This window comes from Pseudomonas sp. QC2, assembly GCF_002859085.1.
In the GTDB taxonomy this organism is placed as follows: Bacteria; Pseudomonadota; Gammaproteobacteria; order Pseudomonadales; family Pseudomonadaceae; genus Aquipseudomonas; species Aquipseudomonas petroselini.
Genome location: NZ_PKKS01000021.1, coordinates 17,077 through 30,464 on the forward strand (window position 1 = coordinate 17,077; position 13,388 = coordinate 30,464).

Annotated in this window: 9 protein-coding genes and 1 pseudogene; 4 read left to right on the top strand and 6 right to left on the bottom strand. The window is 62.8% G+C overall.

The window, feature by feature from the left end:
* Positions 1-81 precede the first annotated feature (81 nt).
* Entirely contained in the window at positions 82-1,056 is a 975-nt protein-coding gene (locus tag QCBJ_RS19200) for a DMT family transporter (RefSeq protein ID WP_102061345.1), read from the bottom strand.
* Positions 1,057-1,148: 92 nt separating this feature from the next.
* Here QCBJ_RS19200 and QCBJ_RS19205 point away from each other — a divergent pair, with 92 nt between their 5' ends.
* Positions 1,149-2,090: a LysR substrate-binding domain-containing protein gene (locus QCBJ_RS19205; protein WP_102061346.1), complete on the top strand. Its 942-nt coding sequence runs from the start codon at positions 1,149-1,151 to the stop codon at positions 2,088-2,090.
* A gap of 97 nt (positions 2,091-2,187) precedes the next feature.
* Here QCBJ_RS19205 and QCBJ_RS19210 read toward each other — a convergent pair whose 3' ends face one another.
* Positions 2,188-3,480, bottom strand: a complete 1,293-nt coding sequence (locus QCBJ_RS19210; RefSeq protein WP_012724588.1) for a sorbosone dehydrogenase family protein — start codon at positions 3,478-3,480, stop codon at positions 2,188-2,190.
* Positions 3,477-3,890, bottom strand: coding sequence for a DUF2231 domain-containing protein (locus tag QCBJ_RS19215; RefSeq protein ID WP_046036189.1), 414 nt, complete (start codon positions 3,888-3,890; stop codon positions 3,477-3,479). The genes QCBJ_RS19210 and QCBJ_RS19215 overlap by 4 nt, the downstream gene beginning before the upstream one ends.
* A gap of 173 nt (positions 3,891-4,063) precedes the next feature.
* Here QCBJ_RS19215 and QCBJ_RS19220 point away from each other — a divergent pair, with 173 nt between their 5' ends.
* From QCBJ_RS19220 to QCBJ_RS19230, 3 genes are all read left to right on the top strand, one after another.
* Positions 4,064-5,095, top strand: coding sequence for a UV damage repair endonuclease (locus tag QCBJ_RS19220; RefSeq protein ID WP_012724586.1), 1,032 nt, complete (start codon positions 4,064-4,066; stop codon positions 5,093-5,095).
* 93 nt (positions 5,096-5,188) lie between these two features.
* Positions 5,189-5,668, top strand: a complete 480-nt coding sequence (locus QCBJ_RS19225) for an ATP-binding protein (RefSeq protein WP_102061347.1) — start codon at positions 5,189-5,191, stop codon at positions 5,666-5,668.
* Positions 5,665-6,441 carry a nucleotidyltransferase domain-containing protein gene (locus QCBJ_RS19230; protein WP_102061348.1) on the top strand — a complete coding sequence of 259 codons (777 nt, stop codon included), beginning with the start codon at positions 5,665-5,667 and terminating at the stop codon, positions 6,439-6,441. The genes QCBJ_RS19225 and QCBJ_RS19230 overlap by 4 nt, the downstream gene beginning before the upstream one ends.
* A gap of 314 nt (positions 6,442-6,755) precedes the next feature.
* Here the strand turns inward: QCBJ_RS19230 and QCBJ_RS30775 are convergent, their stop codons facing one another.
* From QCBJ_RS30775 to QCBJ_RS19240, 3 genes and pseudogenes are all read right to left on the bottom strand, one after another.
* Positions 6,756-7,523, bottom strand: coding sequence for a methyl-accepting chemotaxis protein (locus QCBJ_RS30775; protein WP_370636048.1), 768 nt, complete (start codon positions 7,521-7,523; stop codon positions 6,756-6,758).
* 87 nt (positions 7,524-7,610) lie between these two features.
* Positions 7,611-8,705, bottom strand: a pseudogene (locus QCBJ_RS30780) (cache domain-containing protein); the annotation flags it as partial.
* A gap of 138 nt (positions 8,706-8,843) precedes the next feature.
* The gene (locus tag QCBJ_RS19240) at positions 8,844-12,827 is read right to left on the bottom strand and encodes a bifunctional nitrate reductase/sulfite reductase flavoprotein subunit alpha (RefSeq protein WP_102061349.1); all 3,984 of its coding nucleotides are present in this window, start codon (positions 12,825-12,827) and stop codon (positions 8,844-8,846) included.
* Positions 12,828-13,388 lie beyond the last annotated feature (561 nt).

Sequence of the window (13,388 nt, forward strand, 5' to 3'; positions counted from 1 at the left end):
AATTATATTGTTGCTTTAGGCAAGCATGTCAATCCATTTGATCAGGTGCGCACAACCATTGCCCGTGCTGGCCTGTTGCGGTCATTGCCGTATTTCCTTCAAGGCGTGACGCGTGGTGGCGGGCTGCCTGGCCGTCAGAATAATGCGAACAGCCAGGACCACACCGATCAATACCGCGGCTATCCCGGCCGTTTCCATGAGCGTGGGCCAGCGCGTGCTGAACCACAGGCCGAGCAGGCTGGCGAACAGGGATTCAAGGGCTATCAACTGGCTGCTCAGCACCATCGGCAGACGCTGGGTCGCAGCGTTCCAGGCCCAGGCGCCGATCAGGGTCGACATCAGCGCGATAAACAAACACCAGGCATACAATGGCCCCGCTTGGGCAAAGCCGAAACCGAGGGTTGGCAGCTTGAACAAGCCCAGCATCTGCGCCAGCGGTACCAGGCACAGCGTGGCAATACCACTGCCCGTCAGCATGAGCGCGGTCCAGACGCCGGTTGCGGAGGGCGCGAGGGCCTGCAAGTGCTTCTGGTTGATCACGCTGAAGCCCACCCACACCACCACGGCACCTACTGAAAAGCACAGACCGGCCAGCCAGTCGCCACTGTTCGCAGGGGCGTGTTGGAGGCTGCTGAGATTCGACAGCAGCAATCCTGCCGTCAAGAACCCCAGCGGGATGGCCAGCCGGCACCAGCGCACGGTCTTGTTCCTGGCATTGCCGAGCAGGGCCAGCAACACGGGGACCAGGCTGACAAACGTCGGGGTCAACACCGGGCCGCCGAAGACGACGCCAGCGGTAATGCAGGCGCCGTAGCCCAGGCAGCCCGTTACACCGAGTCCGGCAGCGATCCACAACTGGTGCGGGCCAAGACAGCGCAATTGGGCGCGGTACAGGATCAACCCCGCGCAGCCGAGTATGCCGGCGATCAGGTACCGCACCGCCATGAAGTCAAAGAGGCTGTATTCACCGGTGACGTATGGCGCGATGAAATTCAGCGCCCAGCCCAGGGTCGCGATAACGGCAAGGCTTACGCCGAGGAAAGCGGAGGTCTGCATGGAGAGTGTCCCTGAAGTCATGCATTCATGGTGCCCAGCCACGCGGGTATGCTACAAACGAGTTCTCAGCCCTGGATACATAACCTCAGATTATGAATGCACTCGGCAAAACCTTACCCCCTCTCGCGAGCTTGTTGCCCTTTGAAGCGGCGGCGCGCCTCGAGAGTTTCTCCAGGGCGGCCGATGAGCTTCACATCACCCAGGCCGCTATCAGCCGGCAGATTCGGGGCCTGGAAGACAACTTGGGCGTCAAGCTGTTTTCCCGGCGCAATCGCGCAGTGTTCCTCACCCAGGAAGGGCGTGAGCTCGGGCGGGTGGTGAGCCTCGCGCTGCAAAGCATCAGCGAGGGGGCCGCCAGCCTGCGCGCGTCGCACCACCGCAACCGGGTGGTGCTGCTGTGCCAATTGTGCGAAGCGTTTTATTGGCTGATGCCGCGCCTCTCCACGTTTCACCAGCAGTACCCGCACATCGAGATCCAGGTGGTGACCTCCACCCGGCCACTCACGGAATTCAATGGCCCTTTCGACGTGGCGCTGCAAAGCACCTGGCGCGCCAGTGGCTCGCATCCGTTGATGTTCACCGCCTCCGACGAGGTGTTTCCGGTGTGCAGTCCCGCCTACCTGAGCGCGGAACAACCGCTGCCGATCACCGAATTGCAGGCCTATACATTTTTGCACCACAGCGCTGACGCGCCCCACTTGATGGAGTGGGATGAGTGGCTACGGGTATTCGGGCAGTTGATGGCCGGGAATGCACGCAGTGCCAGCTTCGACAGTTACCCGCTGATGCTGCAAGCGGCCGTGGAAGGGCACGGTATCGCCATGGGCTGGCGGCGTACGGCAAGTCGGTTGATTGAAAGCGGCGCGCTCGTAAGGCCGTGTGCGCAGAGTGTGCATTTGCCTGAGGCTATTTCGGTGTACAGGCACCAAGGGGAGAGGGACCGGGCGGAGGTTGCGGCCTTGCTGGCTTGGCTGGAAGCGCAGTTGCAGGATGATGAGGGGGAAGGCGTCGGCGAGCGCGTCACTCGCGGCTAACCCGGCGTCCTGCCGGGTTAGCCTCCGATTCAAGCCTGGGTTCGGGCACCGTGTTAGACGGGGCGCCCGAGGTTAAAAGCAGATCACGCGCAGCCAGCTACTGATTACGTGTCACCCGCCACACGGTATTGGCCAAGTCATCGGCAATGATCAGCGCACCTTTCGGGTCCACCGTCACACCCACCGGACGCCCACGGGTCTTGCCGTCGTCACCGCGAAAGCCAGTGGCAAAGTCGATCGGCTCACCGGACGGCTTGCCGTTGCTGAAGGGCACAAAGATCACCTTGTAGCCCACTGGGTTGTCGCGGTTCCAACTGCCGTGCTCGCCGACGAACACGCCGTCGGCAAATTTCTCGCCCATTTGCGGGATCGAAAAGTCCACGCCGAGCGCCGCCACGTGGGAACCCAGGCTGTAATCCGGCTTGATCGCGGCGGCGACCTTGGCCGGGTTCTGCGGTTGGGCGCGCGGGTCGACGTTCTGGCCCCAATAGCTGTAGGGCCAGCCGTAAAACGCGCCTTCGCGCACGGAGGTCAGGTAGTCCGGCACCAGGTCCGGGCCGAGTTCGTCGCGTTCGTTGACCACCGTCCACAATTGCCCGGTGTCCGGCTGGATCGTCAGTGCCGTTGGGTTACGCAAGCCGGTGGCGTAGGGCTTGTGCGCGCCGGTGGTGGCGTCGATCTGCCAGACCATCGCACGGTCGATCTCCACTTCCATGCCGCGTTCGGTGACGTTGCTGTTGGAGCCGATACCGACGTAGAGCTGGCTGCCGTCGGCGCTCACGGCCAGGGATTTGGTCCAGTGATGGTTGATCTGCGCCGGCAGGTCGGTGACGGTGCTGGGCGGGCCGCTGGCCTTGGTCTGGCCGTCGGCGTAGTCGAAGCTCACCAGCGCGTCCTGGTTGGCCACGTAGAGTTTGCCGTTGGCAAACGCCAGGCCGTACGGTGCGTTGAGGTTGTCGGCGAACACCGTCTTGAGTTCGTAGGTGCCGTCACCATCGGCGTCGCGCAGCAACGTCAGGCGGTTGCCGCTCTTGACCTTGGTGTTGCCTTCGGCCTTGATCAGGCTGGCGATCACATCCTTGGGCTTGAGCTTGGCCGCGCTGCCGCCACGGCCTTCGGCCACGAGGATGTCACCGTTGGGCAACACCAGGGTCTGGCGCGGGATGGCGAGGTCCGTGGCGATCGCCGTGACGCTGAAGCCTTCCGGAACCTTGGGTTTCTGCTCGCCCCAGGGCGCAGGCTCGGCGATCTTCATGCTCGGCAACAGGCTGCTTTGTTGTTCCGGCAGCTTGGGGTCGGGGCCACGGGCCTGGGTCTTGTCGCCTTCGCCACCGCAGGCGGCGAGCAATAATGTGGCGCTCAACAGGGTCAGGGTGCTGGACGTTTTCATTTGACACCTCCCGCGCGCAGGCCGGTCCAGGTGGCCGCCAGTGTCAGCAGCAAGACGATGGCCGACAGGACCAGGCCGGTCGGCATCGAGGCATAGGCATCCTTGGCATGCTGGAAGGCATTGACCAGGCCCACTACCCAGGTGGCCAACAGCAGCAGGACATAGCGTGTGGGTTGCCCGGCCTTGCGTTCGGCACGGAGCAGGTTGACCAGCGCGAACAGAAACGCGAAGCCAGCAAACACCAGCGCGCCGGCAATCAACCAGGACGCGAAGTTGGCCCATTGAATCTGGTAGGTCTGGGTGTAGGCAATGTCGCTGAGCAAGGCACCGAGAAACAGCGGCACGGTGCCGGCCAGTAAGGTCGCATGCAGCGGCCCGGGTGTGTATCGGTAAGCGGGAAGGGTAGTCATCGTGGTAGCGGCTCCTTGTTGTACAACGCCCCTTAGCAGGGCAGCGCATAGGAAATGAACGCACCGCGTGTCAGAAAGTTCAGCGTGAATCGTGTCGAAATATTGTGAACCCACTGGGCCGGTTTCGGCCTAACGCCGTATCATTTCCGTACTTTATTCCGTCAGGCGCTTCCATGACCCATCCTCGCATCGGCTTCGCATGCCAGTACAAGCATCCCGAACGCCTGCTGTCGGCCAGCGCCTTGAAGCTGATCGAAGGCCCCTTCAACCCGCGCACGACCACATTGCGTTGGATGGAGAGTGTCTCGCCGCAGGTGGCTCGCGACAAATTGGTGGAAGTGGTCACCCACAACCTGGCCGCCCAATTACGCCTGTTGAGCTATGTCGCCGGACTGCCACCGACCCTGCGCATGCTGCGCCTGAGCAGTGATCTGCTGCCGTTCTATAGCCATCCGAACGTTGCCGCCGTCTATAAAGACCCGGCCATCGAGCGTCAATTGGTGGAAGGTTTCGCCGCCATCGGCGAGCTGGCCCGCGCTGCGGATATCCGCCTGTCGTTCCACCCCGGCCAGTACTGTGTGCTCGGTTCGGAGAACCCCGGCGTGGTGGAAAACAGCCTGGCTGAATTCGAATACCACGCCGACATGATCCGCATGATGGGTTACGGCCGGCGCTTCCAGGACCTCAAGTGCAATGTGCATATTGCCGGCCGCCTCGGGGTGGAAGGCACCCGTGCGGTGTGGTCGCGCCTGTCGGAAGTGGCGCGCAACTGCATCACCTTTGAGAACGACGAAAAGACCTACGGACTCGATCATTGCCTGCAAGTGGCCGACCTGGCGCCGGTGGTGCTGGACATTCACCACTGTTGGGTCAACGAAAACCACTACATCGACCCCCACTCGGAGCGGGTCGCCCGCGTGATCGAAAGCTGGCGCGGCGTACGGCCAACCCTGCACTATTCCCAACCCCAGGAGAGCCTGCAGGAACTGGGATTCGACGCCGAGCATAAGCTGGAAATGGACGCGCTGTTGCAGGTGGTGTCCAAGCGCGACCTGTACGCCCACAGCGCGCAGATGTGGAACCGTTGGACCAACGACTACGCGCTGCAATTTCTCGATCGCTTCGACATCATGCTTGAAGCCAAGGACAAGAACGTCGCCTCGCTGGCGTTCTATGAGCACTGGAAGCGGCGCAGCCCACCTTGAAGAGGGGCCATCGCAATAGCTCAAGGCGTGCAGGACGTTGTGCGATCAATCCTCAGCCTGCATGCTGACAGGCCTGACACAAGGAACCGCCCTATGCCAACCCTGCATCTGCTCTGCGGCAAGATCGCCTCGGGCAAGTCCACACTCGCCACGCGCCTTGCCGCCGAGCACGCCGCCATTGTGCTCAGTGAAGATCACTGGCTCGCCACGCTTTACCCCGGTGAAATCCGCACCATTGCCGATTACCTCAGCTGCGCCCAGCGTATTCGCGGCGTGCTGGGGCCGCTGGTCATCAATATGCTGCAATCGGGCGTCAACGTGGTGCTGGATTTTCCTGCCAATACCTTGGCCAGCCGCGAATGGCTGTTGGGCCTGGCGCACGTCGCCCAGGTCCCGCACTGCCTGCATTACCTTGAACGGGATGACGCCACCTGCCGCGCCCGACTGCACGCGCGCAACGCCCAAGGTGACCATGACTTTGCCGCCACGGATGCCGAGTTTGACCTGATTACCCGCCACTTCTGCGTGCCGAGCGAGGAGGAGGGGCTGGTGATCGAGAGGCATCGGCCATGAGCGCATCGCGATCCACTGGCGTGGACGCCGACGGTTTTATCCTCACGGTTTCCGACGTCCCCGTGCAGCGTGAGTTTCAGCCATTGCTTGAGGATGTCTGCAACCAACTCTCACCTCCAGAGTTTGGGGTGGACGGCATTTACCTCTATGGCAGTGTGGCGCGCGGCGATGCCGTCCCGGGTGTTTCCGATCTTGATCTCACGTTGGTGCTGCGCGAGTCGCCGACGTCAACGCAGTTGGCGCGCTTGGACGTCGTGCGGTGCGACCTGGAGCGGCGGCACCCGCACGTCACCAAGGTGGATTTCGATATTGGCAGCCGCGCACAAGCACTTGCGGCTGAAAACCGGAACCGCTGGGGCTACTGGCTCAAGCACCATTGCCGATGCGTATGGGGCAACGACCTGGCACTGCACTTCGAGCGGTTTCGGCCGTCACTGGACATTGCCTTGGCCGTGAATGGTGACTATGCCGCGGTGCTGACAGCCTATGTCACCCGCATCGCACGTGCCGACACCGAGCAAGAACGCCTTCGCTTGCAGCGCGAAGCGTCGCGCAAACTGATCAGAGCCACCCAGGTATTGAGTGGAGAAGACGGATCGACGTGGCCGCAGACACTTGAAGAGCATGTTGCGCTGTTCCTACGGGGTTATCCGACGCAGGTTGCCCAGGTAGCCTTCTTCCTGTTTGAAGCCCGAAACCCCAGTGCCGACAGCGAAAAATTCTTAGATCGGCTTCAAGCATTTCTGGGCTGGATGGTTTCACAGCAAAGGTAGATAGCAGCTCCCATACCGATCTTCGTCGTGACTCAAATTGCGCTCGCCGCTACGACCGAAATCCCACTTACACAGCCGATCCCTTGTGGGAGCTGTCGAGCTTTAGCGAGGCTGCGATAGCGGTGTGTCAGGCGCTGAAGATGCTGGCAGTGTCGCCGCCTTCGCAGCCTCGCTGGGGGTCGACAGCGCCCTCACTCAATGCTGGTCGCGCACTTACAGGCTCATACGATTGGCGTATGACCCCCGCATGTCGCTTGTTCACGCCTTTATCCCGTTGACGGTAGGCGGCACCTCAATGAGCATCGCCGCCTTCCTCAGGACTTGAATCGGCCCACCAGCCCATTCAACTCATCCGACAGGTCCGACAGCCGCCCGGAGTCGTCCTGCGCCGAGTTGGCCAGGCTTTCCACCAGCCGCGCTTCGTCGTAGATCTGTTGGATGTGCCGGTTGATCTCTTCGGCCACGCTGTGCTGCTCCTCGGCGGCAGCGGAGATCTGCAGGTTCTGGTCGCGGATTTCGTTTACCGACGTCTGGATGCCTTCAAAGCTGTCCCGCGCGCTTTCGATGGACGAGACGCTGGCGCGCGACAGGTCCAGGCAACTGCCCATTTTTTGCGTGACTTCCTGGGTCTTGTTTTCCAGAGTGCCGAGCAGTTGCTCGATCTCGCCGGTGGAGTCGGAAGTGCGCTTGGCCAGCGCGCGCACTTCGTCAGCAACCACGGCGAAGCCACGGCCCTGGTCACCGGCACGGGCAGCCTCGATGGCGGCGTTGAGCGCCAGCAGGTTGGTCTGTTCGGCGATCGCGCGAATGGTGCCGAGGATTTGGTTGATGCTGCGGCTGCCGGCTTCCAGCTCGACCATGGCCTGGGACGATTCGGTGAGGCGGCGACCCAGACGGTTGACGTTATCGGTGGTGGCTTCGATCTGCTGTTTGCCCTCGGCCACGCGGCGGTGCCCGTTTTCGGCGGATTCCGCGGCACCGCTGCATGAGCGCGCGACTTCGTTGGCGGTAGCCACCATCTCGTTGAACGCCGTCGACACCAATTCGACCGCCTCGCGTTGCCGGCCAGCGGCCTCGTTCATGTTGTGCGCCACCTCGCTGTTGACCTTGGAGGCGTTCTGCAGGTTGGCCGAGGCCGCGCCGATATGCTGGATCAGTTGGCGGATCGCCGCGAGAAACTTGTTGAACCAGCCGGCCAGTTCGGCGGTTTCATCTTTGCCCTGTACCTGCAGTTCGTGGCGCAAGTCGCCTTCACCTTGGGCGATGGACTGCAGGCCGGTGCTGACCTGGCCGATGGGTTTGACGATGACCTTGGAGAACGCCGCCGCGATCAGCCCGAAGATCAGCACGAGCACGCCGACGATGGTCGCGGTGAGGTAGGTCATGCGGGTGGCTTCGGCCATGACTTCACGGTGTTCGATCAGCCCGATATAGCGCCAGCCGAGGCCGGGCGAGGTCCACACGTTGGCCATGTAGCGCACGCCGTCGATCACCACTTCCGTGGAGCCCTGCGGGGTGTCGGCCAAATGCGCATAAGGCGCGCCCAGGTCCTTGAGCGGCTTGAAGCTGTGGGCGGCGTCACGCGGGTCTACCAGCACCACGCCGTCTTCGATCAGCATCACATAGCCGCTTTCTCCCAGCTTGATGCTTTTGACCAGTTCGGTGAGGTTCTTCAGCGACACGCTGACCACGAATACGCCCTTGGGCTTGCCGTTGTCCAACAGCGCCCGCGCGGTGCCCACCAGTGCCACGTCGTCTTTGTCGTAGTAGTAAGCGGGGGTGCGCACGGTCTTGCCGGGGCTGGCCATCGCGGCCTTGTACCAAGGGCGGGTGCGTGGGTCGTACTTGGCCAGTTGCGGGTCATCCGGCCATTTGGCGTAGGTGCCGTCTTCCAGGCCGATGGAGAGGATCGCCGCCGCCGGGTGCGTGGCACCAAAGCGCGCGAAACGGTCGATCACAGCTTGCGCTTCGGCTGGCATCGGCTGGCTGGCCGCGTCGGTGGGCTGGTAGTTTTTCAGCGTGTTCACCGACGTGTATACAGGGTCGGTGGCCATCTGATCGACGTTTTGCAGTGTGCCGTCGAAGAACTGCCGGATGTTGCCATCGATCTGGCGGATTTCACGGGTGCTGCCATCGATGAACTGATCCACGGCCTGGGTGCGCGTGTTCATGACCGAGATCACCGCCACCAGGCTTACCGGGATAAAAGCGACAGAGACGAATGCCAGTACCAGTTTATTTTTTATTTTCATCGAGACGACCATCAGCGGAGAGGGCGGCCAAATCGCCGATTTCAATCAATAAAATACGGCGATTCGCTGTTTCTGCTGTTTCGGCCCGATACCGGTAAATCTTTAGGGTTTTTTGTACACAATACAAAGTGCTTATTGTTCTGTATCCAATCAGTACACATCACGCAGATAACGCTTCTGCTCGCTCAAGTGCCGCCAGTACTCCACGGCGCCTTCCACGCCAAGCCCGCCGTGGGTTTGCGCCACTTGGCGCAGGGCCTGGTCGACGTCTTTGGCCATATGGCTGGCGTCGCCGCAGATGTACAGCTTTGCGCCGTCCTGCAACCAGCGCCACAGCTCGGCGCCCTGTTCGCGGATGCGGTCCTGCACGTAGACCTTCTGCGCCTGATCGCGGGAGAACGCCAGGCTCAAGTGGGTGAGCAGGCCGTCGCGCTGCATGCCTTGCAGTTCGTCCTGATAGTAGAAGTCGCTGGCCGCGTGCTGTTCACCGAAGAACAGCCAGTTGCGCCCCTGATGGCCCAGCGCTCGGCGTTCCTGCAAGAAGGCGCGGAACGGTGCGACGCCGGTGCCGGGGCCGATCATGATCATCGGCACCTCGCCGTCGCTGGGGGGGCGGAAGTGCTTGGACGGCTGCACGAACAACGGCACTTCTCCGTCGCCGACACGGTCGGCCAGGAAGGTCGAGGACACGCCTTTGCGTTTGCCATAGCGCACGGCGGCCACGGTGAGGTGCACTTGCTGCGGGTACGCCTTGGCACTCGAGGCGATCGAATACAAACGCGGTTGCAGGCGCTTAAGCGTGCCCAGCAGTTCGTCCGCCGAGCACTCGATCGGGTATTCCTGTAGCACGTCCGCCAGTTGCCGGCCCCACAACCAGTCATTCAATTGGGCCTTGTGCTCGGGGTTGAGCAGGTGCTTGAGGCCAGGGTTGGCGCTGCGCTCGGCGATGAAGGTCAAGGTATCGCTGCTGGGCCGGGCGATTTCGAAATGCTGGGTGAGCGCCTGTTGCAGGGGCACATCGCCGAAGGTGTCGATGTTCACGCTGGCACTGGGGCTCAGGCGGGTCAGGTCGAGCAGTTCGCTGACCAGTTCAGGGCAGTTGCGCGGCCGCACGCCCAACGCGTCACCGGCCTCATAAGTCAGCCCGGAGTCGGCCAGGTCCAGGGCGAACTGGCGGGTCTCCTTGTGCGGGCTTTGCGGGTTCAGGTGCCGGTTGAGCAGCAGGCGTGAGCCGTACAGCTTGGTCTTGCCGGCAGGCGTGGCCGGTGCGGCGAGTGCTACGGGCTTTGTCGGGTGAAGGGTCTGTTGGAAGCGCACCAGCCAGGCATCGGCCAGGGCTTCGAATTCGGTGTCGCAATCGACGCGTTCCAACAGGCGGGTTGCGCCCAGTTCCAACAGGCGCTGATCGAGCTGTTTGCCATGGTTGCAGAACTGGTCGTAGTTCGGATCGCCCAAGGCCAGCACCGCAAAGCGCAGCGACTCCAGGCGCGTCTCGGCGGTGCTGAGGCTGTGCCAGAAGCCTTCGCCATTGTCCGGCGGGTCGCCGTCGCCAAAGGTGCTGCTGATCAATGCCAGGGTGTGGGTGCTCGCCAGTTTGCTTGCGGGGAAGTCTGACATCGCGCTCAGCTCCACCGTGATGCCCGCCTCGCGCAGGCGCTTGGCGAATCGTTCGGCCAGGGCTTCGGCGTTACCGGTTTGCGACGCCCACAGCAGGGTGACGGCCGGGGAGGGCGCTGCGAGGGTTTCCGTATGGCTGAACAACCCGCCGAGCAAGCCGTTCAGCCACAGCCGGGATGCGTCGGCCAGGGGGGCATTCGCGGGCATTGTCGGTACGCCGACAGCCTGGCGCGCGGCGTTGGATTGCAGGCCGCTGAGGAAGCCGGCGAGGTAGGTGCGCTCACTGTCGCTCAGGGGCGGTGGCGATACGTGACGGATGCCGGCGAGGTCGGCGAAGGCGTCGAGGCGCGAGATGGTGCAATCCTCTGCTACGGGGGAAGGGAGGTCCAGGAACTGGTGGTCGATCAGTTCGACCCGGGCCAGGGCGACGGCGCAGAACTTGAACTCGGGCTGCAAGGAAATCGGGTCCACCGCATCGTTGGTCACCGCATTGATCGCCAGGTGTTCGCCGAACACATCGTTCCAATGAAACGGCGCAAAACAGTTGCCTGGCCGCACACGGTCGGTGACCACGGCGGGCAGCACGGCGTGGCCGCGCTGGGAGCGTACTTCAACCCGGTCTTTGTCCTGGATGCCCAGGCGGGCGGCGTCTTCCGGGTGCAGCTCGACGAAGGGGCCGGGGTTGAGTTTGTTCAACGTGGCGACTTTGCCGGTCTTGGTCAGGGTGTGCCATTGGTGCTGCACGCGGCCGGTGTTGAGCACGAAGGGGAAGGTGTCATCGGGCATCTCGGCGGGCGGCATATGGGGGCGGGCGAGGAACTGCGCCTTGCCGTTATCGGTGGCGAACGCGAGGGTGCCGTTGGTGCGGTAGCGGATCGGGTTGCGGTGCGCGGCCTCAGTGGATGCGCAGGGCCATTGCAGCGGCTGTTCACGCAGGCGCGGGTAACTCGCGCCACGGATGTCGTAGCCGGTCTTGGGGTTCCAGGTGCGTTTGATTTCTTCAAATACGTCGGCGGCGGAGGCATAGGTGAACGCCTCGGCAAAGCCCATCTCACACGCAACCCTGGCGATGATCTGCCAGTCGGGCAGGGTCTCGCCGGGGGCGTCGACGGCTTTCTGCATCAGGGTCAGGTTGCGCTCGGAGTTGATCATCACGCCCTCGGCCTCGGCCCACAGCGCGCCGGGCAGCAGGATGTCGGCGTAGCGGTTGGTCTCGGTGTCGAGGAACGCGTCCTGGGTGATCACCAGCTCGGCGGCCTGCAGGCCATTGATCACGGTTTGGCGGTTGGGCACGCTGGCAACGGGGTTGGTGCAGATGATCCAGCAGGCCTTGATCTGCCCGGCGGCCATCTGTTCGAACATCGCCACGGTGCCGCTACCGGCCTGTCGCGGCAGGCTGTCGTGGGGGATCTGCCACAGGTCCTCGATAAACACGCGGTCGGCCTCGACCAGTACCGAGCGTTGCCCCGGCAGGCCGGGGCCCATGTAGCCCATTTCGCGCCCGCCCATGGCGTTGGGTTGACCGGTGAGGGAAAACGGCCCGCTGCCCGGCCGGCAAAGGGCGCCGGTGGCCAGGTGCAGGTTGCACAGGGCGTTGGTATTCCAGGTGCCGTGGGTGCTCTGGTTGAGGCCCATGGTCCAGCAGCTCATCCACTCGGCGGCCTGGCCGATCCAGTCGGCGGCTTGGCGGATATCGGCTTCGGCAAGGCCGGTGATCGCAGCCACCCGTTCTGGCGAGTAGTCCTCCAGGAACGCGGGCATGGCCTCCCAGCCCTCGGTAAACGCGGCAATAAAGGCCGGGTCGGTATGGCCGTTTTTGACCAGCAGGTGCAACAGGCCGTTGAGCAGGGCCAGGTCGGTGCCGGGTTTGATGGGCAGGAACAGGTTGGCCTTGTCCGCCGTAGCGCTGCGCCGAGGGTCGACCACGATCAACTTCGCCCCGGCCTTGACCCGGTCCATCATGCGCAGGAACAGGATCGGGTGACAGTCGGCCATGTTCGCGCCGATCACGAAGAACAGGTCGGCGCGGTCGAAGTCTTCATAGGAGCCTGGCGGGCCGTCGGAGCCGAGGGACAGTTTGTAGCCGCTGCCGGCGCTGGCCATGCACAAGCGTGAGTTGGACTCGATGTTGGCGGTGCGCACGAAGCCCTTGGCCAATTTGTTGATCAGGTATTGGGACTCCAGCGACATCTGGCCCGACACGTAGAACGCCAACGCATCCGGCCCGTGGGTGTCGAGGATCTGGCGCAGGCGGCCTGCGGTTTCACGGATGGCCTTGTCCATGGCGATGCGCACCGGGTCATGCTCGCGCGCCTGGCGCACATAGGCGTTCTCCATGCGCCCGGACTCGGCGATGGCTTGCCCGCAGGTGGTGCCCTTGGTGCACAGGCGGCCGAAGTTGGTGGGGTGGGCCTTATCGCCGATCACCTTGACCACTTTATTCTGCTCGACCTGCATGACGATGCCGCAGCCCACGCCACAATAAGGACACACACTGCGCACGTTTTGGTTTGCCATCCGTAACCCCGTAAACAAAAAAGGCGCCTTGTAACCCTCCGTTGAAAAAACGGGGATTACACGGCGCCTTTGTCGTGAGAGGGCAATCAGCGTTGATTGCCTGGTTGAAGTGTTCCTAGCAAGTCACGCGCCAGGTTTTTTATCGGCCTGAAACACCCATTCTGAGGAGGACCGAGATCATTGTGGCGAGGGGGCTTGCTCCCGCTGGAGTGCGCAGCGCTCCCAGGATGTTGGGGCCGCTACGCAGCCCAGCGGGAGCAAGCTCCCTCGCCACAGGAAGCGGGCGGGTGCACTTTTATGACGCGGGGCGCACCAGTTGGAGGCGCTGAAAGCGCGCGTAAAAAACCGCTGATTACGTTGTGATGCCGTGAACGCAGGCCTTGTCTTCGGTTGGCACAGACCCTGCAAGCTCCCTCTCAACCCACCTCGGTCAACGACGATCGACACCATGGGCAATAGCGGTGTATCCGGCGCAGTCGCCCGATCCGAACCCGCATAAGAACAGGCAAAGACGCCTGGAACCGCAAGGTTTCAGGCGTTTTTTTTTGCTTTTTTAAACCG

Coding starts and splice junctions, on each gene's coding strand:
- QCBJ_RS19215 (WP_046036189.1), bottom strand. CDS start 3,890: ATGACTACCCTTCCCGCTTACCGATACACACCCGGGCCGCTGCATGCG.
- QCBJ_RS30775 (WP_370636048.1), bottom strand. CDS start 7,523: ATGAACGAGGCCGCTGGCCGGCAACGCGAGGCGGTCGAATTGGTGTCG.
- QCBJ_RS19230 (WP_102061348.1), top strand. CDS start 5,665: ATGAGCGCATCGCGATCCACTGGCGTGGACGCCGACGGTTTTATCCTC.
- QCBJ_RS19210 (WP_012724588.1), bottom strand. CDS start 3,480: ATGAAAACGTCCAGCACCCTGACCCTGTTGAGCGCCACATTATTGCTC.
- QCBJ_RS19225 (WP_102061347.1), top strand. CDS start 5,189: ATGCCAACCCTGCATCTGCTCTGCGGCAAGATCGCCTCGGGCAAGTCC.
- QCBJ_RS19220 (WP_012724586.1), top strand. CDS start 4,064: ATGACCCATCCTCGCATCGGCTTCGCATGCCAGTACAAGCATCCCGAA.
- QCBJ_RS19205 (WP_102061346.1), top strand. CDS start 1,149: ATGAATGCACTCGGCAAAACCTTACCCCCTCTCGCGAGCTTGTTGCCC.
- QCBJ_RS19240 (WP_102061349.1), bottom strand. CDS start 12,827: ATGGCAAACCAAAACGTGCGCAGTGTGTGTCCTTATTGTGGCGTGGGC.
- QCBJ_RS19200 (WP_102061345.1), bottom strand. CDS start 1,056: ATGCAGACCTCCGCTTTCCTCGGCGTAAGCCTTGCCGTTATCGCGACC.